Source organism: Micromonospora sp. NPDC005171 (assembly GCF_040608575.1).
GTDB lineage: Bacteria > Actinomycetota > Actinomycetes > Mycobacteriales > Micromonosporaceae > Micromonospora.
Map to the genome: position 1 here is coordinate 1 of NZ_JBEXIM010000006.1, position 23,933 is coordinate 23,933.

Annotated in this window: 21 protein-coding genes; 12 read left to right on the plus strand and 9 right to left on the minus strand. The window is 69.4% G+C overall.

What is annotated here, in order from left to right; genetic code table 11:
- Positions 1 to 39: 39 nt before the first annotated feature.
- From ABZU74_RS11510 to ABZU74_RS11540, 7 genes are all read left to right on the plus strand, one after another.
- Positions 40 to 969 (plus strand): sugar ABC transporter permease, encoded by a 930-nt coding sequence (locus ABZU74_RS11510; RefSeq protein ID WP_355421907.1) that lies wholly within the window; start codon positions 40 to 42, stop codon positions 967 to 969.
- Positions 966 to 1,790, plus strand: a complete 825-nt coding sequence (locus ABZU74_RS11515) for a carbohydrate ABC transporter permease (protein WP_124860646.1) — start codon at positions 966 to 968, stop codon at positions 1,788 to 1,790. Before ABZU74_RS11510 ends, ABZU74_RS11515 begins: the two co-directional genes overlap by 4 nt.
- A 3-nt stretch (positions 1,791 to 1,793) precedes the next feature.
- Entirely contained in the window at positions 1,794 to 2,948 is a 1,155-nt protein-coding gene (locus ABZU74_RS11520; RefSeq protein WP_355421422.1) for a serine hydrolase domain-containing protein, read from the plus strand.
- 284 nt (positions 2,949 to 3,232) lie between these two features.
- On the plus strand, positions 3,233 to 5,698 hold the full coding sequence (locus ABZU74_RS11525; protein WP_355421425.1) for a glycoside hydrolase 43 family protein: 2,466 nt from the start codon (positions 3,233 to 3,235) through the stop codon (positions 5,696 to 5,698).
- 202 nt (positions 5,699 to 5,900) lie between these two features.
- Positions 5,901 to 8,321 (plus strand): family 43 glycosylhydrolase, encoded by a 2,421-nt coding sequence (locus ABZU74_RS11530; RefSeq protein WP_355421428.1) that lies wholly within the window; start codon positions 5,901 to 5,903, stop codon positions 8,319 to 8,321.
- 27 nt (positions 8,322 to 8,348) lie between these two features.
- Positions 8,349 to 8,981 carry a hypothetical protein gene (locus ABZU74_RS11535; protein ID WP_355421431.1) on the plus strand — a complete coding sequence of 211 codons (633 nt, stop codon included), beginning with the start codon at positions 8,349 to 8,351 and terminating at the stop codon, positions 8,979 to 8,981.
- 58 nt (positions 8,982 to 9,039) lie between these two features.
- Entirely contained in the window at positions 9,040 to 10,158 is a 1,119-nt protein-coding gene (locus tag ABZU74_RS11540; protein ID WP_355421434.1) for a hypothetical protein, read from the plus strand.
- A gap of 226 nt (positions 10,159 to 10,384) precedes the next feature.
- Here the strand turns inward: ABZU74_RS11540 and ABZU74_RS11545 are convergent, their stop codons facing one another.
- Positions 10,385 to 10,525 (minus strand): hypothetical protein, encoded by a 141-nt coding sequence (locus ABZU74_RS11545; protein ID WP_355421437.1) that lies wholly within the window; start codon positions 10,523 to 10,525, stop codon positions 10,385 to 10,387.
- Between the two features lie 487 nt (positions 10,526 to 11,012).
- Between ABZU74_RS11545 and ABZU74_RS11550 the strand changes: the two genes are divergently transcribed.
- Positions 11,013 to 12,566, plus strand: a complete 1,554-nt coding sequence (locus ABZU74_RS11550; RefSeq protein ID WP_355421440.1) for a polysaccharide lyase family 1 protein — start codon at positions 11,013 to 11,015, stop codon at positions 12,564 to 12,566.
- A 209-nt stretch (positions 12,567 to 12,775) separates the two neighbouring features.
- On the opposite strand, the gene ABZU74_RS11555 is transcribed toward ABZU74_RS11550, so the two are convergent.
- The 5 genes from ABZU74_RS11555 to ABZU74_RS11575 form a co-directional block, all read right to left on the minus strand.
- Positions 12,776 to 14,086: a radical SAM protein gene (locus ABZU74_RS11555; RefSeq protein ID WP_355421443.1), complete on the minus strand. Its 1,311-nt coding sequence runs from the start codon at positions 14,084 to 14,086 to the stop codon at positions 12,776 to 12,778.
- Positions 14,087 to 14,148: 62 nt separating this feature from the next.
- Positions 14,149 to 14,553, minus strand: coding sequence for a superoxide dismutase, Ni (gene sodN, locus ABZU74_RS11560; protein WP_355421910.1), 405 nt, complete (start codon positions 14,551 to 14,553; stop codon positions 14,149 to 14,151).
- Positions 14,554 to 14,666: 113 nt separating this feature from the next.
- Positions 14,667 to 15,464 carry an inositol monophosphatase family protein gene (locus ABZU74_RS11565; RefSeq protein ID WP_355421446.1) on the minus strand — a complete coding sequence of 266 codons (798 nt, stop codon included), beginning with the start codon at positions 15,462 to 15,464 and terminating at the stop codon, positions 14,667 to 14,669.
- Between the two features lie 69 nt (positions 15,465 to 15,533).
- Positions 15,534 to 16,049 carry a hypothetical protein gene (locus ABZU74_RS11570; protein ID WP_355421449.1) on the minus strand — a complete coding sequence of 172 codons (516 nt, stop codon included), beginning with the start codon at positions 16,047 to 16,049 and terminating at the stop codon, positions 15,534 to 15,536.
- 119 nt (positions 16,050 to 16,168) lie between these two features.
- The gene (locus ABZU74_RS11575; protein WP_355421452.1) at positions 16,169 to 16,618 is read right to left on the minus strand and encodes a hypothetical protein; all 450 of its coding nucleotides are present in this window, start codon (positions 16,616 to 16,618) and stop codon (positions 16,169 to 16,171) included.
- 203 nt (positions 16,619 to 16,821) lie between these two features.
- On the opposite strand from ABZU74_RS11575, the gene ABZU74_RS11580 reads away from it, so the two are divergent.
- Positions 16,822 to 17,583 (plus strand): GNAT family N-acetyltransferase, encoded by a 762-nt coding sequence (locus ABZU74_RS11580; protein ID WP_355421455.1) that lies wholly within the window; start codon positions 16,822 to 16,824, stop codon positions 17,581 to 17,583.
- 37 nt (positions 17,584 to 17,620) lie between these two features.
- Positions 17,621 to 18,349 carry a tetratricopeptide repeat protein gene (locus tag ABZU74_RS11585; RefSeq protein WP_355421457.1) on the plus strand — a complete coding sequence of 243 codons (729 nt, stop codon included), beginning with the start codon at positions 17,621 to 17,623 and terminating at the stop codon, positions 18,347 to 18,349.
- On the opposite strand, the gene ABZU74_RS11590 is transcribed toward ABZU74_RS11585, so the two are convergent.
- The 3 genes from ABZU74_RS11590 to ABZU74_RS11600 are packed head-to-tail and all read right to left on the minus strand — an operon-like array spanning position 18,346 to position 21,159.
- Positions 18,346 to 19,062 carry an NADPH-dependent F420 reductase gene (locus tag ABZU74_RS11590; protein ID WP_355421460.1) on the minus strand — a complete coding sequence of 239 codons (717 nt, stop codon included), beginning with the start codon at positions 19,060 to 19,062 and terminating at the stop codon, positions 18,346 to 18,348. The two genes, ABZU74_RS11585 and ABZU74_RS11590, sit on opposite strands and share 4 nt — an antisense overlap.
- 26 nt (positions 19,063 to 19,088) lie before the next feature.
- Complete coding sequence (locus tag ABZU74_RS11595; RefSeq protein ID WP_355421463.1) at positions 19,089 to 20,117, minus strand: LLM class flavin-dependent oxidoreductase; 1,029 nt, start codon at positions 20,115 to 20,117, stop codon at positions 19,089 to 19,091.
- Positions 20,110 to 21,159, minus strand: coding sequence for an LLM class flavin-dependent oxidoreductase (locus ABZU74_RS11600; protein WP_196921941.1), 1,050 nt, complete (start codon positions 21,157 to 21,159; stop codon positions 20,110 to 20,112). Before ABZU74_RS11600 ends, ABZU74_RS11595 begins: the two co-directional genes overlap by 8 nt.
- A gap of 109 nt (positions 21,160 to 21,268) precedes the next feature.
- Between ABZU74_RS11600 and ABZU74_RS11605 the strand changes: the two genes are divergently transcribed.
- Together ABZU74_RS11605 and ABZU74_RS11610 are read left to right on the plus strand one after the other, a co-directional pair.
- Positions 21,269 to 21,760: a MarR family transcriptional regulator gene (locus tag ABZU74_RS11605; protein WP_355421467.1), complete on the plus strand. Its 492-nt coding sequence runs from the start codon at positions 21,269 to 21,271 to the stop codon at positions 21,758 to 21,760.
- A gap of 211 nt (positions 21,761 to 21,971) precedes the next feature.
- The gene (locus ABZU74_RS11610) at positions 21,972 to 23,927 is read left to right on the plus strand and encodes an ATP-binding cassette domain-containing protein (protein WP_355421470.1); all 1,956 of its coding nucleotides are present in this window, start codon (positions 21,972 to 21,974) and stop codon (positions 23,925 to 23,927) included.
- Positions 23,928 to 23,933 lie beyond the last annotated feature (6 nt).

Genomic DNA, 23,933 nt, shown 5'->3' on the forward strand with positions numbered 1-23,933 from the left:
CCCGGGGTCGGCTTGCCCGGTGGCTGCGACGGGCAGTCGGTGTTCCGCAGCCGGATCTCGCGCCAGCTCGCCTCCGCTCCCGACGCCCACCGATTCCGGTGGGCCCGCGCGGCCGGGACCGGCTGGTTGTACGTCCTGCCCGCCCTGGTGATGTACGCGGTGTTCGTCCTGCGCCCGCTCGTCCTGACGTTCCAGTACTCGCTCTACGACTGGAACGGCATCGGCGTGGCCCGCTGGGTGGGCCTGGACAACTACCTCACCGTCTTCACCGACAGCGATCTGCTGAAAATCATCGGCAACGCGATCGTCCTGATCGTCTTCTTCAGCTTCATCCCGGTCGCGCTCGGGCTGCTGGTGGCGAGCATGGTTCGCCGGATCACCACAGGCGCGTTCGGCACCGTCGTCCGGACCATCCTGTTCCTGCCACAGGTCATTCCCCTGGTGGCGGCGGGCATCGCGTGGAGCTGGCTGCTCTCGTCGAACGGCCTGGTCAACCAGGCGCTGCGCGCGGTCGGACTGGGTGGCGTGGCCCGCGCCTGGCTCGGTGACTTCGACACGGCGCTGCCTGCCGTCGGCGTCATCGGCGCCTGGGTTCTGCTCGGCCTCTGCACGATCCTGCTGGTCACCGGCATGAGCAAGATCGATCCGGCGCTGTACGAGGCCGCCCGCCTGGACGGCGCCGGGCCGGTCCGCGAGTTCCTCGCCGTGACCCTGCCCAGCCTGCGCCAGGAGATCGGCGTCTGCCTCACCGTGACGATCATCGCGGCGCTGGCGAGCTTCGACATCGTCTACATCTCCACCAGCGGCGGCCCCGGCCTGCAGACAACGGTGCCGGGCCTGGAGATCTACCGGCTGGCCTTCTCGCAGCGGCAGGTGGGGCTCGCCTCGGCGCTGGCTGTCGTCCTCATGGTGCTGGTGCTGGCGTGTGTGCTGCCGATCCAACGCCTGAGCCGAGGGGAGAAGCCGTGAACCTGAGTCGACGCGAACAGCTGACCGGCCGCGTCTTTCTGATCGCCCTGATCGTCGTCACCCTGCTGCCGTTCGTGAGCATGCTGTCGGCGGCGTTACAGCCCCGGGGAACCGTGCCCAGCGGGCTGGAGTGGCCGTCCGACCCGCAGTGGGGGAACTTCGCGGACGCCTTCACCGCCGCGAACATGGGCGCCCTGCTCCGCTCCAGCCTGCTCATCGTGGCAGGTGTCGTGCCGGTGTCGGTGCTCATCGCGACCATGGCCGGCTTCGGGCTCGGTCAGCTGCGGGTCCCCGGTGGGCGACTCGTCTTCGGCCTCTTCCTGCTGGGGCTGACCCTGCCGTTCGAGGCAGTGGTCACGCCGCTCTACTACCAGATGCAGGATCTCGGACTGCTCAACACGCGCTGGGCCATCATCCTGCCGCTGATCGGCCTGTACATGCCGTTCGCGGTGTTCTGGATGCGGGCGCACTTCACAAACGTGCCGGTCGAGCTGTCCGAGGCGGCCCGGGTGGACGGCAGCAGCACGTGGCAGTTGTTCTGGCGGGTCCAGGTGCCGCTCGCCCGGCCGGCGATCGCCTCGCTGACGATCCTGATGTTCCTCTGGACCTGGAACCAGTTCCTGCTCGCCATCGTCCTCGTCGACGACGCCACCAAACGCACGATGGCCGGGGCCCTCGGCGCGTTCCAGGGCCAGTGGGGCACCGACCTGGTGCTGCTGTGCGCGGGATCGCTGCTGATCCTCACCCCGACCCTCATCGTGTTCCTGATCTTCCAACGACAGTTCATCAAGGCCCTGATCCAAGGGTCAGTGAAGGGGTAGGCAGTGGTTGCACAGCCGCAGATCCACGGCGACGTCGACGATCGCTACGGGCGCGTCGCCGACGTCTTCCGCGACAACTTCACCTCCCGGGGAGAGGTCGGCGCCGCTGTCACCGTCTACGTGCGGGGCCGCAAGGTGGTCGACCTGTACGGCGGGGTGGCCGACACCCGTACCGGGCGGCCCTGGGACGCGCAGACGCCGGCCGTCGTCTTCTCCTGCACCAAGGGAATCCTGGCGATCTGCGCCTACCTGCTGTCCCAACAGGGCCGGCTGGACCTCGACGCTCCGGTGACGCGCTACTGGCCGGAGTTCGGACAGCACGGCAAGGCGGACATCCCGGTGCGGTGGTTGCTCACGCACCAGGCCGGTCTGCCCGCGCTGGATCGGTCCCTGACCCTCGACGAGGTTCTGGCGTGGGACCCGGTCATCAAGGCGATCGAGGCGCAGGCCCCGCTTTGGGAGCCGGGCACCGCCCACGGTTACCACTCGATGACCTACGGCTGGCTGGTCGGTGAGGTGATCCACCGCAGCACCGGCCAACTGCCCGGCGCGTTCTTCGCCGACACCGTCGCGGGCCCGCTCGGCCTGCACACCTGGCTGGGGCTGCCGGCCGCCGAGAGCGACACCGTCGCCTGGGATCTGGCGCCGCTGCCGGACCCCGACCCGTTCGTGGACCCGGTCGCCGAACGGGGCATCACCATGGGGGGCGCTTTCGCGTTCCCCGCCGACGCCGACGGCCTGGTGAGCTTCAACGACGACGCCATCCGGGCCGCCGGTGTTCCCGGCGCGGGCGCGGTGAGCACCGCCGAGGGCCTCGCGCGCCTCTACGCGGCCTGTGTGTCGAACCTCCAGGGCGGGCCGTTGCTCACGGCCGCGTCGGTGGACGACGCGGTGGTGGTGCGTTCGCGTGGTCAGCAGCGGCACGGCCCGCCGGACACCGGGCACCGGTGGGGCACCGGCTTCCTGCTGCACTCGCCACCGGCCCGGCCCCTGCTGGGTGAGCGCAGCTTCGGCCACGACGGCGCGGGCGGAAACCTGGCCTTCGCCGACGGGGAGCATCAGGTGGGGTTCGGCTACGTGGTCAATCAGATGCGCGGGATGGGCGACGAGCGCTCCAACCAGCTCACCGCCGCCCTCCGCTCCTGCCTGGAAACCTGACCCCCGCCCGCCCCCCGCGCCCCGGTTGATCATGAAGTTATTGCCCTGACACGCCGTGGCCGGTGGCAACAACTTCATGATCACCGGGGGTGGGCCGCCGAAGAAACAAATTCCATTGTGGAGGGTCGGCGGTGTTACGGGGATACTTCGGGCGCGTTTCATCGATAGCCTTGACAGGCGTTGTTAGCGATAACACGATGACCTTCACGCCGCTCTCGCGTTTGGAGCTCGCCTTGGTCGTGTTGATCCGCTCGCGTGTCCTGAAATCCCCCCGCACATTCGCTGTGAACAGCCTGAAGGTCCTCGCTCACCGCGTTGCGGACACGCTGACCCGGCTGGCGTCCACTGTGCCTCCGGGCCGTCTCCATCCACTGTGCGCGTTCGCATCGGCGGCCGTTCTCGTCGGCGCGAGCCTGGTGGCCGCCCCGGCCTCCGCGCACGACGCCGACGGATGGTCGCCCCGATCGTCGTACACCTCGACCGACACCGGCGCCGGCACCTACTCGGTGCCGCTACTCAACGCCGACGTGCCGGACATCAGCGTCGAGCGGGTACCGGCCGCCGAGAATGACGAGGGCCGCGACCTCTACTACATGATCAGCACGACGATGCACCTGAGCCCGGGCGCACCGATCATGAAGTCCTACGACCTCGTCAACTGGGAGATCGTCAACTACGTCTTCGACCGGGCGAGCATCGGCGACTCCTTCTCACTGCGCAACGGCCAGAACTCGTACGGCCAGGGCCAGTGGGCGTCGTCGCTGCGCTACCACGACGGCACCTTCTACGCCGTCTTCAACACCAACAACCTCAGCGGGGCGTACCTCTACCGCACCGACGACATCGAGAACGGCCCGTGGCAGCGCACCGCCCTCGGCCGTGGCCTGCACGACCCGTCGCTCTTTTTCGACGTCGACGGCACGCCGTACATCTTCTACGGCTCCGGCGGCACCAGCGCCGTACGCCTCAACGCCGACCTGACGGCCATCGCGCAGGACTACCCGAACATCTTCACCGCCAACAACTACGCCGGGCAGCCGTTCATCGGCGGTCTGTTCGAGGGCGCGCAGGTCTACCACATCGACGGTTGGTACTACGCCGTCATCATCACCTGGCCGTCCGGGCAGGGACGCCAGGTGGTGATGTTCCGGTCGAGGTACCTGCTCGGGCGCTACACCTCGGCCGGCGGGGTCAACACCTACGAGGCGCGCGGGGTGCTCAACTCCAACGGCTTCGCGCAGGGCAGTCTGGTGCCGATCAGCCGCGCCGGCGGCGGGACCGACTGGCACGGCATGTTCTTCCGGGACACGTTCCCGATCGGCCGGATCCCGGCGCTCATCCCCGCCACCTGGCAGGACGGGTGGCCGACCTTCGGCGCAGGCGGGGTCGTGCCGGTCAACGGCCTGTTCGACAAGCCGATCCAGCTCAGCCCGGCCGAGGAGCTATTCGAGCGGCAGAAGAGCATCGTCGCCTCCGACGACTTCACCAACGACGCGCCGCACAAGGCGTACCAGGACGAGCAGTGGACGGTCCCCGCGCCGCTCGACCCGGCGGAGATCGCCCCCAACGGCTCACGGCTGGACCTGGCGTGGGAGTGGAACCACGCCCCGGACAACAGGTACTGGTCACTCACCGACCGCGACGGCTGGCTGCGGTTGACGGCCGGCACTGTGGTCACCGGCCAGTACGTCTACACGAAGCTGTCCAACCGCGCCGAGTTGGCGTGGTTCGAGGAGGCACGCAACACGCTCTCGCAACGGACGTTCGGGCCCCGGCAGTCGGTCCAGACCCGGATGGACATCTCCGGGATGAAGAACGGCGACGTCGCCGGCCTGGCCGCCTACAACCGCGGATTCTCGTACGTGGCGGTCAAGCGCGTCGGTGACGTGAACACCCTCGGCGTGGTGAACCGGTCGCAGCCGTTCGCGGTCGACCTGGACCAGTCGACGCTGGAGAACTTCGTGTCGGGCACGACGGTGTCGCTGGGCGCCGCGACCGAGGTGCACGTGAAGGCGGACCTCGACTTCTCCTCGCCGGTCGGCCAACTGTGGACGACGTTCTACTACAGCCTGGACGGGGTCCAGTGGACCCGGCTGGGCAACCGGGTGGGCCCGCAGGCGCTCGACGGCAGCCTCGCGCACTTCATGGGGCACCGGGTGGGCCTGTTCAACTACGCGACCCAGGAGACCGGTGGCCACGTCGACTTCGACAACTACCTGCTCAGCGACGTGCTGACCGCGCAGGCCCGGCCGCTGGACACCACCGCCCTCGACGCGGCCATCGCCCACGCGCAGACGCTCGACCCGCGCCACTACCCGGCCGACGCCTGGGCCACGACGCAGTCGGCGCTGGCCGCGGCGAAGGCGGCACGAGCCGGCCAGTTCGGCACCCAGAACCAGATCGACGCACCGGAGCGGGCGCTCAGCTACCAACTGGCCCGACTCGGAGTGCTGGCGGCGCTGCCCGTGACTGCCACCGCTCAGGCGCGCTGCCTGAACGCCACGGCGTACCTGGCGGTGCAGGCACGCAACGACTTGGACGAGCCGGTGGACATCACCGTCGAGACCCCGTACGGGAACCGGTCGTTCGCGTCCGTCGCGCCGGGAGCGAACGTCTACCAGTCGTTCAACACCCGTGCGGCGTCGGTGGCGGCCGGCTCGGCGACGATCCGGGTCACCGGCACGGTGGCCGGTCAGGCCGTGACCAGCCGCCACTCCGCGCAGCACCCCGCCGACGCCTGCGGCGGATAACCCCACCACGAGCCGCGGCTCACCGACCAGCACCACCGGCGACCGGCCGGGCGGCGCGGAACAGGGGCACTGTCCCGCGTCGCCGGCACCGGTCAGCCGGTGGCGGCAGTCGCACCCCTGATGTCCGGACCATCCACGGAAGCACACCCACTGATCCCCCGTACACCGATGACCGCACGTCAGAGATGAAGGAGGATGTCTCGTGGAACAACGAATGCGACGGGCGACCCGAGGACGGGTCGCAGCGCTCGCGACAGTCGGCCTGATGCTGGCCACGGGGTTCGTCGCCCCGGCGGCGCCGGTCCAGGCCGCCGACACGAACCTCGTCGTCAACGGCGGGTTCGAGGACGGCCTGGCCAACTGGTTCGTCAACAACGGAAACGCCGCCGACGGCGCCCAATTGTCGGCCACGTCGGACGCCTACTCCGGCGCGAACGCCGCGCTCGTCACCAGCCGGACGACCACCGGATCCGGCCCGATGCAGGACCTCAGCGGCAAGGTGCAGGCCGGTCAGGCCTACACCCTCACCGCCCGGATCAAGTACGAGAACGAGAGCAGCCCGGCCACCAAGCAGTTCTTCGCCACCATGCACTACGGCGGTGGCACCTACACCAACCTCGTCAGCGTGACCGCCACGAAGGGTCAGTGGGCGCAGTTCAGCGGAACGTTCACGATCCCGGCGACGCAGAGCGTGTCGACGACACGCCTGTTCTTCGAGACCCCCTGGACGAGCACGCCGTCCACCGACCCGGCTCTGCACCTGATGGACTTCAAACTCGACGACGTGTCGGTGGTCGGCGCCGCGCCGCCCCCGCCGGCGTCGAAGACGATCGAGGTCGTGGGCAAGCTGCCCGGGGAGCACAACCCGTTGATCGGGCACAAGTTCGGCGCCGACGGCTTCGGCCTCGTGCACGACGGCCGGGTGTACATGTACATGACCAACGACACCCAGGGCTACGCCCCGAACCCGACCACTGGCGTCTCGCCGGGGATCAACTACGGCGACATCAACCAGATCACGGTGATCTCCTCGGAGGACCTCGTGAACTGGACCGACCACGGTGAGATCCAGGTCGCCGGCCCGAACGGGGTGGCCCCGTTCACCGCCAACTCGTGGGCTCCGGGCATCACCAAGAAGGTGGTGAACGGGGTGGAGAAGTTCTTCCTCTACTACGCCAACGGCGGTGGCTCCAGCAACGTGATCACGGGCGCTTCGCCGCTCGGTCCGTGGACCAGCGAGCGCACCAGCACGCTCATCGATGGCCGTACCCCCGGTGCCGAGACTGTCGCCTGGAAGTTCGACCCGGCCCCGTTCGTCGACGACGACGGCCAGCCGTACCTCTACTTTGGTGGTGGTCCCGCGTCGACGAGCATGCCGCCGGCCGAGCGCTTCAACAACCCGAAGAACATCCGGTCGATCGAGCTCGGCGACGACATGGTCTCGACCGAGGGAACGGCCGCGGTGGTCGACGCCCCGGTCGCCTTCGAGGCGGGTCACGTCTTCAAGCGCCAGGGCAAATACTACTTCTCGTACTCCTCGCACTTCGGCGGGAACGACTTCGGTGGGAACCAGCAGCCGCTTCCCGGTTACCCGGGGGGTGGCCAGATCGGCTACATGATCTCCGACGGCCCGATGTCGTGGCCGAAGGAGACCTACGCCGGGGTGCTCTTCCCGAACCAGTCCCAGTTCTTCGGGGCCGGCACCGGTGGTAACAACCACCAGTCGGTGTTCGAGTTCGGGGGCAAGTACTACTTCACCTACCACGCCCCGACGCTCAACAAGCGCATCAACGGCAACACCACCCAGGGGTACCGCAGCCCGCACATCCAGGAGCTGACCTTCAACGCGGACGGCACGATCCAGCAGGTCGTCGGCACCTACGCCGGCGTGGACCAGGTCCGGAACTTCGACCCGTACCGGATCTTCGAGGCCGAGACCTTCGGCTGGAGCAAGGGCGTCGCGACCACCAAGGTCGACGGCAGCTCCGCCCAGTTCGGCGGCGCGGCGCCCAACCTCGTGGTCCGCGACATCGACAACGGCGACTGGACGGCGCTGTCCTCGGTGAACTTCGGGGACAGCGGCGCGCAGAGCGTGACGGCGCGGGTGCGAGCGGTCGCCGCCGGCGGGCAGGTCCAGGTCCGGCTGGACGACGTCAACGGTCCCGTCGTCGGCACGGTCGCTGTGGACACCCCTGTCGGAGAGTGGGCCGAGGTGACCGCCGAGCTTGACGGCGTCAGCGGCGTGCACGACGTCTACTTCACCTACACCGGCCCGGCCGGCGCCGACCTCTTCGAGATCGACACCTGGGCCTTTGCGGCAGCCAGCCCCGAGCTGCCCGTCACGCTCACCGCGTCGACGCGATGCGTCGGCGGCACGGCGTACGTGGCGGTTCAGGCGCGCAACGACCATGACGCGCCGGTGGGCATCACACTGCAGACGCCGTACGGCGAGCGGTCGTTCGCGGCCGTCGCGCCCGGCGCGAACGCCTACCAGTCATTCAACACCCGTGCCGGGTCGGTGCCGGCGGGTACGGCGACGGTAAGGGTGACCGGGGCGATCGGCGGACAGGACGTGACGACGGTCCGCACCGTGCAACACCCCGCCGGCAGCTGCGGCGGATAACCAGTGATGGCGGAGAACGGAGATCACATGAACACATACAAACGGCGGCAGATGCTCGCGGCCTGCGCCGTCGGCGCGGTGCTGACCGGGGCGGCGGCGCTGCCGTCGCCCGCACTGGCCGAGCCCGGTGACGACGCCAGCGTGCGGGTCACCGTCGACATCGACGAGATCAGGGAACCGGGCGTGCTCGCCCTGTCGATCGCCGGCGATGCCGTCGCGCTGTCCGAGGACGGCTCGACCCTCCTGGTTCGTCAGTTCGTCGGTACGCTGCCGACGGTGACGGTCACCGACACCCGCGTCGCCGACGAGGTGCCCGACGGCGTCAGCTGGGCAGTGCTCGGCAGCGCGACCGACTTCGCGGGCACCGCCGGCCAGGCGCCGATCACCGCCGACCACTTCGGCTGGAAGCCGCGCCTGCTCGACGGCGGCGACACCGGCCTGGTCACCGAGGGCGAGGAGGTGGTGACCAGCCTGGACGAGCCGACCCAGCCCGGCAACAATGTCGGCCTCGTCGACCAGGAGTTGCTGGTCTCGGCCTTCGACTCCGAGGCCGTCGCCGGCGACTCGTACTCGGTCAACGCCGACCTGTATCTGCGGACGCCCGCGGAGGTCGCCGCCGGCGAGTACAGCTCCACGCTCACGCTCTCACTGTTCGAGTAGTGGCCTGGGCGGGGGCCGAATCAGGCCCCCGCCCAGCCCCGTGCCGAAGGGCCGCCTCATGACCGTCACCCCACTGCGCCGGGCCCTCGTCGTCGCCGTCGCGTTCTTCGCGGTTGCGGCCGCGCCGACCGCGGTTGCTGCCGCGCCGACCGCGGTTGCTGCCGCGCCGACCGCGAGGGCGGCCGAACCGGACCCGAAGGCCCTGACCTGGACGGTCCAGCCGGCGACCGCGAGTGGGCCGGACCAACGCCGGTGGATCAACGCGAGCCTCGACCCGGGGCAGGCCGTGACCGAGCACCTGGCGGTACGAAACCTCAGCCGCACCGCCGTCGTCTTCTCGCTGAAGGCCGCCGACGGCTACCTCACCGACAAGGGCCGCTTCAACATGCTGTCCTCCGACCGGCCCTCGGTCGACGGCGGCACCTGGATCGACGTCCAGGACAAGGTCACCGTCGGCCCGAACGAGACGCGGGTGGTGCCGTTCACGATCACGGTGCCCCAGGGCGCCACACCGGGCGACCACCCGGCCGGCATCGCCGCGACGGTCACCAGCACCGGAGGCACGGTCAACGTCGAGAGCCGCGTCGGGTTCCGGGTCATGCTGCGGGTCAACGGCTCCGCGCGGGCGGCCCTGGCCGTCCGGGGCCTCGGCGCGACGTACTCCCCGTCGTGGAACCCGTTCGCCGGGGGCACGGTGCGGGTCCGCTACACAGTCGAGAACGACGGCAACGTCTGGGTCAGCGGAACGAGTCGGGTGGCGATGTCCGATTTGCTCGGCCGGACCAGCCACGACGCCACCAGCGCCGTCGAGGAGTTGCTGCCCGGCGGGGCTCGGGCTGTGGAGACCCGGGCCGACGGCGTCTGGGCCGTGGGGCGCATCCGCACGACAGTCAGCACGTCGCCGATGCTGCTCGGCGACGGTCAGGCCGGGGCCGACCTCCGACCGGCCTCCGCCACCGTCACCACCTGGGTCGTACCGTGGGCGCAGCTTGCGCTGCTGGCTCTGCTCGCCGGCCTGCTCCTGGGCCTGCGCGCGGCGGCCCGGCACCGGCGGCGTCGGCTGGCCGGGCTGCTTGCCCGCGCGAGGCAGGAGGGCCGGCAGGAGGGTCAGGAGTCCGTGCTCGTCGGCGGCGCGTCAGCTGCTGCCGAGCCCGACGCGGGCGACGCCCACCGGTAAGCCGTCGGCGCGAGGGATTCGCGCCGCCGGCTCGCGGCGAGGCGTCGCCCGGCCCCAGCCTCAGGGCTTGGACTGGTCGAGCAGCCAGCGCAGGATGCTGGCGTCCTCGTAGGTCGGTCCGAACGCCGCGTGGTAGTCCGGCACCGAGAACGCGGCGTCCGGGTACTCGGTGTAGCGCACCAGGTCAGCGGCCTGCTCCGCAGGTGGTTGACCGGTTTCTCGGTCACTAGACGGTGGTGATCGGGGTGATGCTGCGGATTCCGTCCGTGCCGCCCCGGCTGTCGCTCGCGCTGCCGTACGCCGTGCCGGAGGCGCCGGCCAGGACGAGGGTGGCGGCGAGCGGGATCAGTCCTTTGCGCAGTCTCATGCGGGTCCTTTCTCGGGGGTGGTGCCCTCAGCCAGCGATTCGCCCGGACCGGCAGGGGGACGGGTCGGAGCGAGCAGGTCGCTAAACTGATTTAGCAGAGCATCGATGGCAGGCCCGGCGGTGTCAATACCGAGCGCGCAACGAGCCGTAAACCGGCGCCGTCGAGGGCTCGGGCCGCCCCGACCCGCGCGGTCGACGCTTGCCGCAGGCACTGCAACAAACCTGCAAGCGCCAGCTATTGCCTTCAGGGAAACCGCTTTCCTACGATTGCGTTACATCGATGTTTCGTTTAACGGTCGGGCGAGCGGTGCCTCCAGGAGCGCTTCGTTCGCACGGCACATCCCTGCTTCTACCAGGGCACGAGAGACTTCGATGAATTCTTCGCGATTGACTGTCGCCAATTCCCGAATGACGTCCGTCGGCAGGTGCGGTCGCGATGTCCGTCGAGTCGAAACCTGGAACGAGACGAATGCGAAGGTGAGGCGACATGAGACGACCAGTCGTGTTGCGACGTCAGGCAGTGCTGGCCGCGGCGGCCGTGGTGATCGCGGTCGGGGTGGCCCTGCCGACCCCGCAGGCTTCGGCGGCGGTCGGCAGCGCCACCGGCTACGCCACCCAGAACGGCGGGACCACCGGCGGCGCGGGCGGGCAGACGGTACGGGCCACCACGGGCACGGCGATCCACGCGGCGCTGTGCGGTCGGACCAGCAGCAGCACCCCGATCACCATCGAGGTCATCGGGACCATCAACCACGGCAACACCGCCAAGGTGTCCGGGTCGAGCTGCAACACCGCCGCGGGCGTGATCGAGCTCAAGCAGATCAGCAACGTCACGATCATCGGGGTCGGCAGCGGCGCCGTGTTCGACCAGCTGGGAATCCACATCCGTGACTCCAGCAACATCATCATCCAGAACGTGACGGTGCGGAACGTCAAGAAGTCGGGCTCGCCCACCTCCAACGGCGGGGACGCCATCGGCATGGAGAGCACGGTCCGCAACGTCTGGGTCGATCACGTCACCCTGGAGGCCTCGGGCGGGGAGTCCGAGGGGTACGACGGCCTCTTCGACATGAAGGACAACACCCAGTACGTGACGCTGTCCTACAGCATCCTGCGCAACTCCGGTCGCGGCGGCCTCGTCGGGTCCAGCGAGAGCGACCTGTCGAACGGCTTCATCACGTACCACCACAACCTCTACGAGAACATCGACTCCCGCACGCCCCTGCTGCGCGGCGGCGTCGCGCACATCTACAACAACCACTACGTGAGCCTGCACGAGTCCGGAATCAACTCCCGGGCGGGAGCCAGGGCCAAGGTGGAGAACAACTACTTCCGCGACTCGAAGGACGTCCTGGGCACCTTCTACACCAACGAGCGCGGCTACTGGCAGGTCGCCGGCAACGTCTTCGACAACGTGACCTGGTCCAGCGCCGGCAGCGAGAACTACCCCGCTGGCCCCAACCCGACCTCCAACACCACAATCAGCATCCCGTACCCGTACAGCCTCGACGGGGCGAGCTGCGTGCCGGACATCGTCCGTCAAACGGTCGGCGCCAACACGGGCCTGAGGGTGTCGAACGGCAGTTGCTCGCCGCAGACCCCACCGCCCACCACGCCGCCGCCGACCACGCCTCCGCCCACGACACCGCCGCCCACCACGCCACCGCCCACCGGCGGGACCAACCTCAGCCTCGGCGCCGGCGCCGACGGCTCCAGCAAGGCCAGCGATACCAGCTACGGAAACGTGCGCGACGGCAACCTGAGCACCTACTGGTCGCCGGCCGGGTTCACCGGCACGATCTCGATCAAGTGGGGCTCCGCGACCCAGGTGTCCCGGGTGGTGATCCGGGAACCGTCCGGCACCCAGGGCTCCATCGGGTCCTGGCAGCTGATCAACAACGACAACGGGGCGGTCCTGGCCGCCGGCAGCGGGGCCGGTTCGATCACCTTCTCGTCGACCGCGACGAGCAAGATCAACTTTAAGATCAACAGCTCCAGCGGTACGCCACGGGTCGGTGAGTTCGAGACGTACGCCAGCTAGACGAGTAGGTCCTCACCCTGGCTGGTGCTGCGGGCGCAGCGGAGTCACCGACCTGTCGGGCCGGCGGGGTGGGGCTGGGCCGATCGCCGTCGGTCACCTTCGACGGGGCGGATGCGGTTGTGAGCGGTATACCTCAGAGGTATGAATATGCCTCTGAGGTATACCGCTCCTCGGCAGATCGGCACCGGCGGCTCAGCCGAGCGCGTCCCTCACGAATCCGTGGACGGCAGGGTGTCCATGAAGGAGCTGACCGAGAAGACCGCTCGCCCAGGCCCGGCGGGGCCGTACCCGGGCGGGCTGGACAGGCCGTGGGCGTCCATGGTCGCCCGGTAGGCCTCCAGCAGGCGGACGTGGTATTCGAGCGGCGCGCCCTGCGGGTTCGTCCGGCCGAGGGGTGTGGTGGGCTCCGGGCACCAGGTGGTGAACCGTGGCGTGATCCCCCGGGACATGAAGTAGTCAAGCCCCTCGGTGGTGGAGTCGATCGCCTCGTCGACGCTCGTGAAGCCGTACGGGGCGGCCATCTCCACGCCCGCCACGAAGTTCGGGATCACGTTGCGCGGGCCGAACACCTCGGCGGAGTCGAGGATGCGTCGGTGCCACTCCTCCCGACCGACGTACCGCTCCTTGCCCGGGCAGTACAACTCGAACAACCGCTTGTCCCACACCTCGTAGTTGGGGTGGTAGATGCGGATCCCGTAGTCGCGGAACCGCTGCACGTCGGCTCGGGGCAGGGCCTGGGCCACGACCTTGCCGATCCACCGTCCCGGAAACCGCTCCTCGATCGCCTGCGCGTACTGGCCGTAGAAGTCGGCCTCGGCCAGCCCGTTGACCTGCGAGGTGATGCTGCCACCGGTCAGTGTGTACGCCTGCGACGCGCGATCGACGTCGTGCCGGTTGATGATCTCCAGGGCCTCGAGGACCTCGTCGACCGGCTTGACCCCGGTGTAGGGCCGGCCGGCCTGCTTGTGCTGCCGCCAGTTGTGGTTGATGTCGCAGTACTGGCACTCCTCCTTGGCGCCGAAGTACTGGCAGACCCGAAACGCGGTCAGGTAGATCAGATAGCCCCACTGGATCGTCGGGGCCACCTCCATCACCGACTTGCCGTTCGCGAGCGTGTGGCGGTAGTACGCCGGCATGGGGGGCAGCCCGACATCGGCGATCGGCCGTCCGTCCAGGAACAGCCGCAGTCGACCGTCGCTGTCGGTGCCGACGCGGTACGGCGAGCTGGGGTTGGTGCGGACCGACACGACGGTACGACGCAGTTCGTACGGCCCTCCGGTGAGCACGATCTCCTCCGGTGGCCGACGCAGAGCCGCCGTCCCCAACTCCGGCAGGGTGCGGTGATCGAAGGAGAAGATGAAGTACGACTTCGGCTTGACGTCGCCGTGCTCGTTGTCGGTCAGTGCCGCGTCGTCGAAGGCGAGCCCGCCCCGCAGCAGATCCTCCTTGAGGACCGCCTCCCGCGGCACGTGTGGGAAACGGCTCATCAACTCTTCGATGAGGTCGGTGCGCGACGCCATGCGGATCCTCCCGAACGCGGTACGCCGAACCGGGTGGCAGGTGCCACCCGGTCACCGGCTTATCAGCCTTGCTTGGTCTCCCAGAAGATCTTCGAGATCTCCTCGATCTTCCCGAGGAGCTGCTCGGCGACCGCCGGGTCCGCGGCGCCCTTCGCGCCGCCGGCACCCGCCAGCTTCGTCGCCTCGTTGAAGAGCCCGTGCAGCTGGGGGTACTTCTCGAAGTGCGGCGCCTTGAAGTAGTCGGTCCACAGCACCCAGAGGTGGTGCTTGACCAGCTCGGCGCGCTGCTCCTTGATGAGCAGTGCGCGGGTGCGAAACTCCGGGTCGTCGCTGGCCTGGTACTTCTCGGAGATCGCCTTGATCGACTCGGCCTCGATGCGGGCCTGCGCCGGGTCGTAGACGCCGCAGGGGAGGTCGCAGTGTGCGCTCGCGACGGTACGCGGGCGGAGAAGGCGGGACAGGTACATCAGGATCCCTTCGACGGTAGTGCTGAGCTGACGTACGTCCGGGCGCGGTAGCCCGGACGTGATCATCTAGGGACGCTAGAACCTCAACCGCACTTCATGTCAAGTCGAGTAGATCACGAGCCTTGTTTCCGGATGAGCGTCAGCAGGGCGGCGTGCGTCCGCTCGTCCGCGGCCACGACGAGACCGTCACCACCGGCGTGCAACGGCTGACCGTCGAGCCCGGTGACCACGCAGCCGGCCGCCCGGCAGAGCGCGATTCCGGCCGCGAAGTGGACGCTGTTCCGCAGGTCGCGGCGGTCCGTCACGTAGGCGGCGCGGCGACCGGCGGCGACCCAGGCCACGGCCAGGCTGGTGGAGACCACCCGGGGTCGGAACTGTTCGAGGAAGCCCTCGTCAGCGAGCATGCGGGCGGCCAGGAAGACGTCCCGGTTGGGGAAGGGCGGGTCGAGATTCAGCTCGACAAGCGTCGACTCGGCCGACGGGACGAGTCGCACGTCAGTCCCCGCGCTCCGGACGTACGCGGCGGTGCCGTCGGTCCAGAACACCTCGGAGGCGAACGGGTCCACCGAGGCCGCCACTGTGACGTCCGCCCCGACGCGCAGAGCGACGTTGACCGACGCCAGCATCGTCCGCGCGGCGAAGTTCAACGTGCCGCACAGCGGATCGACCAGCCACGTGCGCCAGTTGTCGCCAGTACCCGTGCGCCCGCTCTCCTCGCCCAACACCGCGTCGTCCGGACGCGCCGCGTGCAGGACGTCGAGGATGGCCTTCTCCGCCTCGATATCGGCGGCGGTGGCGAAGTCGCCGGCGGTCTTCATGACGCGCGCCAGTGCTGAGCCGTACCGGGAGCGGACGACTGTTGCTCCAGCTTCCGCCGCCTCGATGGCCAGCGCCTGGTCTGTGATCGACATGCCCGAACCATAGAGGCCGTGGGCAACGTCGATGACAGCCCGCACCCGGGCCGTGGGCCACAGGGCAGGTCAAACCGACAGTTCGATGATCGGCAGTTGGCTGACAACCGCTGTCATGATCATGGGAGCGTCGCCGTCGCACTGGTTGACCGACACCGCGACCCACCGGCCGTCGACAACCGTCGGCCCCCAGACGGTCAGGTCGCCGTAGCAGTCCATCTCGCAGAGCGAATGGAACAGCGCCGGCATGGGCTCACCGGCCTGATTCCGAAACAACGGCACCCGCATGGAGACCGTGCGGTGCGCGCCCCACCGCTGGTCCAACTCCCGTACGACGAGGGCCAGGTTCGCCTCGGCGGCCTCCTCGGCCTCGTTCCATTCGGCACCGTACACACCCGTCAGGGCTTCGCTCTCCCAGAGCGGGGCGATCCGGAAGCCCTCGCCTCGGGTGCCGGTCCACTCACCGGTGGCCGGGTCCCCTTCGCTGGCCGGTAGGCCGCCCGTGGGCAGGGCCGAGGTGAGCAGCGACTCGATGTCGGACACCGTCCGCCCGGTGTCGAACACCTCACCGGCCCGGCTGGTCATCGGGGGACTCGTCGTACCGCTGGCGGCCCACACCGCATCGTCCGCACCTCCTGTCTCCTGCGGCTCTCCGGCCCTCGATCATCGCACCGTGGGCCAGCCAACGAGGGGACGGGCGTTGCTCAGGAGACCGCTGTCCTCACCAGCTCGGTGATCCTCTTCTCCACCGCGGGGCTCCACTTCTGCAGCGCGTACGCCACCGGCCACAGGTCTCCGTCGTCGAGGTTGGCCGCGTCCTGGAAGCCCAGCGTCGAGTACCGGTAGTTGAACTTCCCGGAGTCCTGGAAGAAGACCAAGATCTTGCCGTCCGCGTTCGCGTAGGCGGGCATCCCGTACCAGGTCTTGGGCGACAGGGCCGGGGCGGCGGCGGTCACCGTCACGTGTACGCGCTCGGCCAGCGCCCGGTCTTCCGGCTCCATCTGCGCGATCCGGTCGAGGACCGCCTGCAGCCCGTCGGCCTTCTTGGCACCCTTCTTGCCCTCGGCGCGCAGCTCGGCGGCGCGCTCCTTCATCGCGGCGCGTTCCTCGGCGGTGAAGCCGTCGGATTCGGTGGCGGTGGTCTTCGCGGACATGTTCGGTCTTCCTCTCGTCGTCGGGCTGGCGTCCTGCCGGCTGCCTGGGAAAAGGCTAGGCCGGACGCCGGTCCGGGGGCTTCTCGATTCCTGACCGGTGCGGAGCGCCGACAAATACCCGAATCGTCACGTTTGCCCACGTGCCTGGTCGCTGGCTAGGTTGACGGTCTTGGCAGGACGACAGTTCCATGGGGGATAGAGGCATGAGCACCACCGCCGACCGGTTGGCAACGGCGTACCTCGACGCCATCGAGGCGCTGGGCCGGGTGACTCCGAAGGGCTGGTACGCCGAACGGGGCACCGCTCGTGCGGTGGTCACCCACGCCGAGGTCGCGTCGCTGAACGGGGTCTTCGACCTGGCCACCGACCCGGATCTCGACTCGCTCGACAAGTTGGCAACCGAGGTCGCCAGGCAGGCCCCGCACTGGTCGATCATGGTCCGAGGCGAGGCCAGCGCCGCGCTCGTCGACCTCGCGGCGCGGCACGGGCTGCGCGAACGCCACGCCCTACCCTTGCTGGGCTGCGGCACGGACGACATCGTGTTCCGGCTTGGCTCGACCCAGCGGGCCCTGGTACGCCGGGTCGGCGCCGCCGAGAACGAGAGGTACACCGACGTTTTCACCGAGAGCTTCGAGGCGCCAGCAGGCGCCTTCGGCTCGCTGATGGGCGGTGCGGTGCTCGACACCGACGGCATCACCGGCTATCTGGCCGAGGAGTCCGGTCAGCCACTTGGCACCGCCCTCGGCATGCGAGCGAACGGCGTGATCGGCGTGTTCAACATCGGCGTCGTACCATCCGCCCGGGGCCGCGGCCTCGGCCGGACGCTCACCGAAACGGTGCTGCGCGATGGCATCGCGGCCGGCGCGGACGCCGCCTACCTGCACAGCAGCCCGATGGGCCGGCCGCTCTACGAGTCGATGGGCTTCGTGCTCGTGGAGACCTGGACCATGTTCGCGGCGGTGTGACGGCGCGACCGAACTGTTCGTGATGGGGGAGAGGGCCATGAGCTTCAGTGAGAGCGTGCGCTCGGCCTTTCGGCGGGGCGAGACCGACGCCGTCGTGCGGATGAGCGAGGCCGAGATCGAGCGGGCGCAGGCGGCCGGCGACCCGGCAGGTGAGGTGGAGGCCCGGTACAGCCTCGCCCGGGTCGCCATTCGCGGCGGTGATCTGCCGGGCGGGGAAGCCCGGGCGCGGGAGGCCCTGGAGGTGGCGCTGCGCTCCGGCGACCGCAGCCTCGAGGAACGGCCGAGGCACGTGCTGGCTGGCGTCGCGCGGATGTCCGGCGACCTGCTCCGCGCCCGGGACCTGTATCGGGAGAGCATCGCGCTCAACGAGACGCTCGGCCAACCCAAGACGGTCAACTCCGAATATCACAACCTGGCGTTCTGCGAGCTGGGGCTGGGCAACCTCGACGTGGCGCGAACGCTGTTCGCGGAGAACCGCGAGCGGGTGTTCCACAACGGGTGGGACGACTTCGTGCCGTACGTCTGCGTTGCGGGCGCCGCGCTCGCGTCCGCCGAGGGAGATAACTCGCGCGCGGCGCGGATGATCGGCGTCGCGGATGCCGCGTTCGCGGCGCTCGGCCAGGTGCCGGATCCGGACGACGCGGCGGACCTCGCCCGGATGCGCGCCGCCGCGGTCGAGGCGCTCGGCCGGAGCGACTTCGACGAGAAGTACGCGGTGGGCCAGCACCTCGAACCACGGGCGGCGTTCGGCGCGGAGACGCGTTAGGCGGCACCGGGTGAGGTCGAGGCTCGGGCGGCGGTGATGATGCGCCCCCGCTCCGACTCCGGGAAGCGGTCGAGCATGGTGCGTACCTCGTCGGCGCTCACGTTCGCGCCGAACAACTCGCTGCCCGGTTCGAGTCGTACCCCCTCGGCCAGTGGCCCGGCGACGACCGGATCGAAGCCGAGCGCGTCCACCAGGGCCGCGACCTCGGCGAGGTCGGCGCTGTCGTCGCCGGCGATCGCGATGGCCTTGCGGCCGGTCGCCCCCGCCGGCCGGGCCTCGTCCTCCAGGTCGTGATAGCCCATGTGGTTGAACGCCTTCACGACGCGGGAGCCGGACAGGAACGCCTGGACGGTCTCGCTCGACGAGGTACGCGGGTTGGTGAGGTCGTCGCGGATGCCGTCGATCTCCCACCAGTAGTTCATGGCATCGACCACGAGCTTGCCGCGCAACGCCTCGGCGGGAACGCTGCGGTACTTGCCGAGGGGCAGGGCGAGGATGACGATGTCGGCGTCGGTCGCCGCGTCGACCGCCGTGGTGGCCTCGGCCCCCGGGGCGAGGACCTCGACGGTGAGGGCGATCTTCTCGGGGTCGCCGGAGCCGGCCACCCGCACCCGGTAGCCGGCGGCGACGGCGAGCCGGGCGAGCACAGTGCCCACCTTGCCGGCCCCGAGGATGCCGAGGGTCGCCGGCCGGCTCCGGTCGTTGTCGTTCATGTCGTCCTTTCGCTGGGAAGTGCTGATCAGGCCAGCAGTTCGCGGACCATGGGGATCACCTTCGAGCCGTAGAGTTCCACGGCGCGCATGCGGGCGCTGGCCGGTTGCGCTCCGGCCGAGTAGATGAGGTCGAACCGGCCGACGCCGAGGCTGCGGATCGCGCGGGCCATCCGGCGGGCCACCGTCTCCGGTGAACCGATGTAGAGGGATCCGTTCTCCACCTCGGAGTCGAACTCCTGACGGCGGATCGGTGGCCAGCCCCGCAGTTTGCCGATCCGATCTCGCATGATCCGGTAGTGCGGCCAATAGATCTCCTTGGCCTGCTCGTCGGTGTCGGCGATGAAGCCCGGCGAGTGCATGCCGACCGGGTGCGCGGTCGTACCGAGCTGGTCGGCGGCCCGGCGGTAGAGGTCGATGTAGGGCGCGAAGCGCTCGGGGGCGCCGCCGATGATGGCGAGCATGAGTGGGAGCCCGTACTGGGCGGTGCGGACGACCGACTGTGGCGAGCCACCCACACCGACCCAGGTGTCCAGGTGACCCGACTCGGTCTTCGGGAACACGTCGGCGTTCTCCAGTGGGGCGCGCAGGGTGCCGCTCCAGGTGACCGGCTTCTCGTCCAGCAACTTCACGAACAGTTCGATCTTCTCCTCGAACAGCGTGTCGTAGTCGCGAAGGTCGTAGCCGAAGAGCGGGAACGACTCGGTAAACGAGCCGCGACCGAGGATGACCTCGGCTCGGCCGTTCGACAGCGCGTCCACGGTGGCGAAGCGCTGGAAGACCCGCACCGGGTCGTCCGAGCTCAGCACGGTAACGCCGGAGGCCAACCGGATCCGCGAGGTGCGGGTGGCGATTCCGGCCAGCACCGTTTCCGGTGTGGAGACCGAGTACTCCGGCCGGTGGTGCTCGCCCAGGGCGATGACGTCGACCCCGAGTTGGTCGGCGAGCACGGCTTCGTCGACGACCTGCCGGATCGCCGCCGCGTGGGAGACGAGCTTGCCGGCGTCGTCCTCCGGTACGTCGCCGAACGTGTCCAGGCCGAACAGCAGATCAGACATGGTTGGGCTCCTTAGCCAGCAGCTCCCGGACCCGCGGCGCGACCTCACTGCCCAGCAGTTGGATGGTGCGCGCGCGTGCCTCGCGGGGCAGGTGCATGATGTCGTACTTCAGGTCGAAGCGGCTCAGCCGCAGGTCGCGAGCGACAGTGGCGATCTTCTGCGCCACCGTCTCGGGTGAACCGACGAAGAGCGCCCCGTGGTCGATTTCGGCCTCGTAGCGCGCGCGGTCCGGTTTGTAGAAGCCGCGTTCGGCGGCCAGGGCCGCCACGACCGGCTGCCAGTATCGCCACCACGTCTCCACCGCCTCCTCGTCGGTGTCTGCGACAAGGCCGAGTGAGTGCTGCCCGATTGGCTGCAGGGTATGCCCGAATTGTTCGAGCGCCCTGGTGTAGAGGTCGACGTGGCCGGCGAAGCGCTGGGGACGCCCACCGATGATCGCGAGCATGAGCGGACGTCCGTGCCGGGCGGCGCGGATCACCGAGTTCGGGCTTCCCCCGACACCGATCCAGGTCGGGATGCCGCCGGGCCGCATCCGTGGGTGCAGGCGCTGCGCGGTCAGCGGGCTTCGTACCGTGCCGGACCAGGTGACCGGTTCGTCCTGCTGGAGCCGCAGGAAGAGGTCCAGCTTCTCCTCGAACAACCGCTCGTAGTCGGCCAGGTCGTAACCGAACAGTGGAAACGACTCGGTCGCCGACGCGCGCCCGAGGACGATCTGGGCGCGGCCGTCGGAGACGGCGTCGAGGGTGGAGAACTCGTGGTAGAGCCGTACCGGGTCGTTGGTGCTGAGCACGGTGACCGAGGTGCCGAGGCGGATTCGCTCGGTCGCCGTCGCGACTGCAGCCAGCAGCACGGGTGTCGCCGAGTCGTTGTGACCCTCGCGGTAGTGCTCACCGACGCTGAACACGTCGATGCCGGCCGACTCGGCGAGCCGTGCCTCGTCCACCAGTAGCCGTACGGTCTCGGCGTCGCTCAGGACCCGGTCGCCGTCGGTGGCCACCTCCCCGAACGAGTTGAGCCCCAGCTCGAAGTCTGCAGCTGCCATCGTCTCCTCCTCGGTGCAATCCGCCGGGGGCCCACGGAAGTGGACCTACCGGTTGACGTGTCAATGATGCTAACTTGGCGATTGACACGTCAATTCCCGGGAGAGTGAGATGACGGAGGCCACACCCGGCCGGCGCGGCGGACGCCAACTCCCCACCGGCGACGAGCTGCGGATCTGGCGCGACTTCATCGAGACGACGGCAGCGCTCGGCTCCCGGCTCGAGTCCCGCCTGCAGAGCGACTCCTCGCTCTCGACGGGGGACTACGCAGTGCTCCTCGCCCTCACCGAGGCGGAGGGTCAGGCGATGCGGTCGTCCGAACTCGCCGCGCACATCGGGTGGGAGCGGAGCCGGCTCTCCCACCACCTCGGGCGGATGGAGCGGCGCGGCCTGATCCGCCGCCAGGAGTGCGCGACCGTTCCCCGTGGGGCGGAGGTGCTGCTCACGACGGCCGGAGCCGAGGCGTTCAAGGGCGCCACCTTTCCGCACCTGCGCGCCATCCGTGAACTCTTCGTCGACGCCCTCACCCCGGACCAGATCGTCGCGGCCGGCGAGATCGCCGCAGCGCTGCGAGCGCAGCTCGACGTTCTGAACAGGGACTGATCACCGGCTTCCCGGTCATCTGGCGAGCTGCCCATGGCGCGGACGTCTGACGCGATGGAGTGACGCCGCATCCGGGCACCAGCTCATCCCTGACGGATAGTGATCGGTCAATTGCTAAGGGCTATGCCCGGGTGGTCCAATCCTCCAGGAACACGCCAATCCGCCTGCCCTGGCTGAGACGGCGACGGCTGCCGCCCCGGGAGGTACGACCATGATCGAGACCGCCGCAGCAGAGGCCCGCCGCGTTCGACCGGGCCAACCCGGCCCTGGGCGTACGGAGTCGGTGCTTCCGGAACTGCGGGAGATGTGGTGGGAGACGGGGGTGCGGGCGCGCGCGGAGGCCGGCGTCTTCGCCGTCTTCGCCGAGCTGCCCAGGCTCGTCTGGACGGCGCTCGGAATCAGCTGGCGCGCGGACCGGCTCCGTACCGGTGTGGTGGCCGCGGCGACTGTCGGCGCGGGGGTGATGGCCGCCTTCGGCCTGTTGGCCACGCAGCGGGTGTTGGTGGAGTTGTTCGCCGGCGGGCCGACCGCCGACAAGGTACGGGCGGCACTGCCCGCGCTGGCCGTGCTGGCGGCGACGGTCGCGCTCCGCGCGGGGATGGGCATCGCCACCGGGTACGCGCAGAACGGGTTGACGCCCCGGGTGAGCCGCGAGGTGGAGCGGGGCCTGTTCGAGGTGTCCACAGCGGTCCGGTTGGAGGCGTTCGACGCCGACGCGTTCGCCGATGACATGGAACGCGCGTCCCGAGGCACCGAGTCGACGATCGGGCTGGTGCAGGCGTCGATGAACCTGCTCGCCGGGCTGGCCGGGCTGCTCGCCGTGGCGGTTGCCGTCATCGTCATCCATCCGCTGCTGCTGCTGGCGCTGCTGGTCGCCACGGTGCCCAACGCGTGGGCGTCGTTGCGGGCCGGGCATCTGCGCTACCAGACGTACACCACCGGATCGGTGCGCCGACGTCGACTGTGGCTGCTGCACAAGTTGATGGCCGAACGTGCCTCGGCCCCGGAGTTGCGCTCCTACGGGCTGCGCCGGTTCCTGCTCGACCAGTACGACCGGGTGATGCTGGTGGAGACCGACATCCAACTCGCCCTCGCCCGGCGCGTCACCACGACCACCACTGTCGGAGCGATCATCGGTGGCCTCGCCACCGGCACCGTCTACGCCCTGCTCGGGCTGCTGCTCCTGGACGGTCAGATCCCGCTCGCCGCGGCGGCGACCTGCGTCATCGCGGTGCAGTCCGCGCAACGGTCCCTGGCCATCGCCACCTTCCAGGTCGACCACGTCTACACCGAGGGGCAGCACTTTGGCGACTACACCGGCTTCATGACCCGCGCCGACGCCTACCTGCCCGACAGCACCGGATCCGCTGCCGACCCCGATCGGCTGCGCGAGTTGACCGTCAACGCGGTGAGCCTGCGCTACCCCGACCGCGACGTCCCCGCCGTCGATGGCGTCACACTGACGATCACCGCCGGGCAGACGGTCGCGTTCGTCGGGGAGAACGGCTCGGGCAAGACGACCCTCGCCGCGATGATCGCCAGTCTCCGCGCCCCCACCGAGGGCCGCATCGAGTGGAACGGCCGCCCGTTGTCGGACTTCGACGTCGACGGGCTGCGGTCCCGGATCGCTGTGGTGACGCAGGAATACCACAAGTGGCCGTTCACCGCGGCCACGAACATCGCCATCGGCGACGTCGACAGCGAGGCCCGGCAGGATCGCATCGAGGCCGCCGCCGGCCGCGCGGTCGCCCACGACATGATCAACGAGCTTCCGCACGGGTACGAGACGCTGCTCGACCGGACCTTCGCGCGCGGCCAGGACCTCTCCGGTGGGCAGTGGCAGCGCATCACCGCGGCCCGCGGGTTCCTGCGCGACGCCGAACTGCTCATCATGGACGAGCCGTCCTCCGCGCTCGACCCTCGGGCCGAGGACGCCCTGTTCCAGACCATTCGGGACCGCAGAGGTCGCGCCACCACGATTCTCATCACGCACCGGCTCGCCAACGTCCGGCACGCCGACCGGATCTTCGTCCTGCACCACGGCCGGCTGGTCGAGGCCGGCACACACGCCGACCTCGTCGCCACCGGCGGTCGGTACGCCGAACTGTTCGCCCTCCAGGCTGCCGGCTACGACGCGAACCTTGCCGACGGTCGTCAGCACGCCTGAACCGTC

Excerpts from the sequence above, each read along its gene's own strand:
- ABZU74_RS11535 (WP_355421431.1), top strand. The coding sequence starts at position 8,349 with ATGAACACATACAAACGGCGGCAGATGCTCGCGGCCTGCGCCGTCGGC.
- ABZU74_RS11540 (WP_355421434.1), top strand. The coding sequence starts at position 9,040 with ATGACCGTCACCCCACTGCGCCGGGCCCTCGTCGTCGCCGTCGCGTTC.
- ABZU74_RS11545 (WP_355421437.1), bottom strand. The coding sequence starts at position 10,525 with ATGAGACTGCGCAAAGGACTGATCCCGCTCGCCGCCACCCTCGTCCTG.
- ABZU74_RS11550 (WP_355421440.1), top strand. The coding sequence starts at position 11,013 with ATGAGACGACCAGTCGTGTTGCGACGTCAGGCAGTGCTGGCCGCGGCG.
- ABZU74_RS11555 (WP_355421443.1), bottom strand. The coding sequence starts at position 14,086 with ATGGCGTCGCGCACCGACCTCATCGAAGAGTTGATGAGCCGTTTCCCA.
- sodN (WP_355421910.1), bottom strand. The coding sequence starts at position 14,553 with ATGTACCTGTCCCGCCTTCTCCGCCCGCGTACCGTCGCGAGCGCACAC.
- ABZU74_RS11565 (WP_355421446.1), bottom strand. The coding sequence starts at position 15,464 with ATGTCGATCACAGACCAGGCGCTGGCCATCGAGGCGGCGGAAGCTGGA.
- ABZU74_RS11570 (WP_355421449.1), bottom strand. The coding sequence starts at position 16,049 with ATGACCAGCCGGGCCGGTGAGGTGTTCGACACCGGGCGGACGGTGTCC.
- ABZU74_RS11575 (WP_355421452.1), bottom strand. The coding sequence starts at position 16,618 with ATGTCCGCGAAGACCACCGCCACCGAATCCGACGGCTTCACCGCCGAG.
- ABZU74_RS11580 (WP_355421455.1), top strand. The coding sequence starts at position 16,822 with ATGAGCACCACCGCCGACCGGTTGGCAACGGCGTACCTCGACGCCATC.
- ABZU74_RS11585 (WP_355421457.1), top strand. The coding sequence starts at position 17,621 with ATGAGCTTCAGTGAGAGCGTGCGCTCGGCCTTTCGGCGGGGCGAGACC.
- ABZU74_RS11590 (WP_355421460.1), bottom strand. The coding sequence starts at position 19,062 with ATGAACGACAACGACCGGAGCCGGCCGGCGACCCTCGGCATCCTCGGG.
- ABZU74_RS11595 (WP_355421463.1), bottom strand. The coding sequence starts at position 20,117 with ATGTCTGATCTGCTGTTCGGCCTGGACACGTTCGGCGACGTACCGGAG.
- ABZU74_RS11600 (WP_196921941.1), bottom strand. The coding sequence starts at position 21,159 with ATGGCAGCTGCAGACTTCGAGCTGGGGCTCAACTCGTTCGGGGAGGTG.
- ABZU74_RS11605 (WP_355421467.1), top strand. The coding sequence starts at position 21,269 with ATGACGGAGGCCACACCCGGCCGGCGCGGCGGACGCCAACTCCCCACC.
- ABZU74_RS11610 (WP_355421470.1), top strand. The coding sequence starts at position 21,972 with ATGATCGAGACCGCCGCAGCAGAGGCCCGCCGCGTTCGACCGGGCCAA.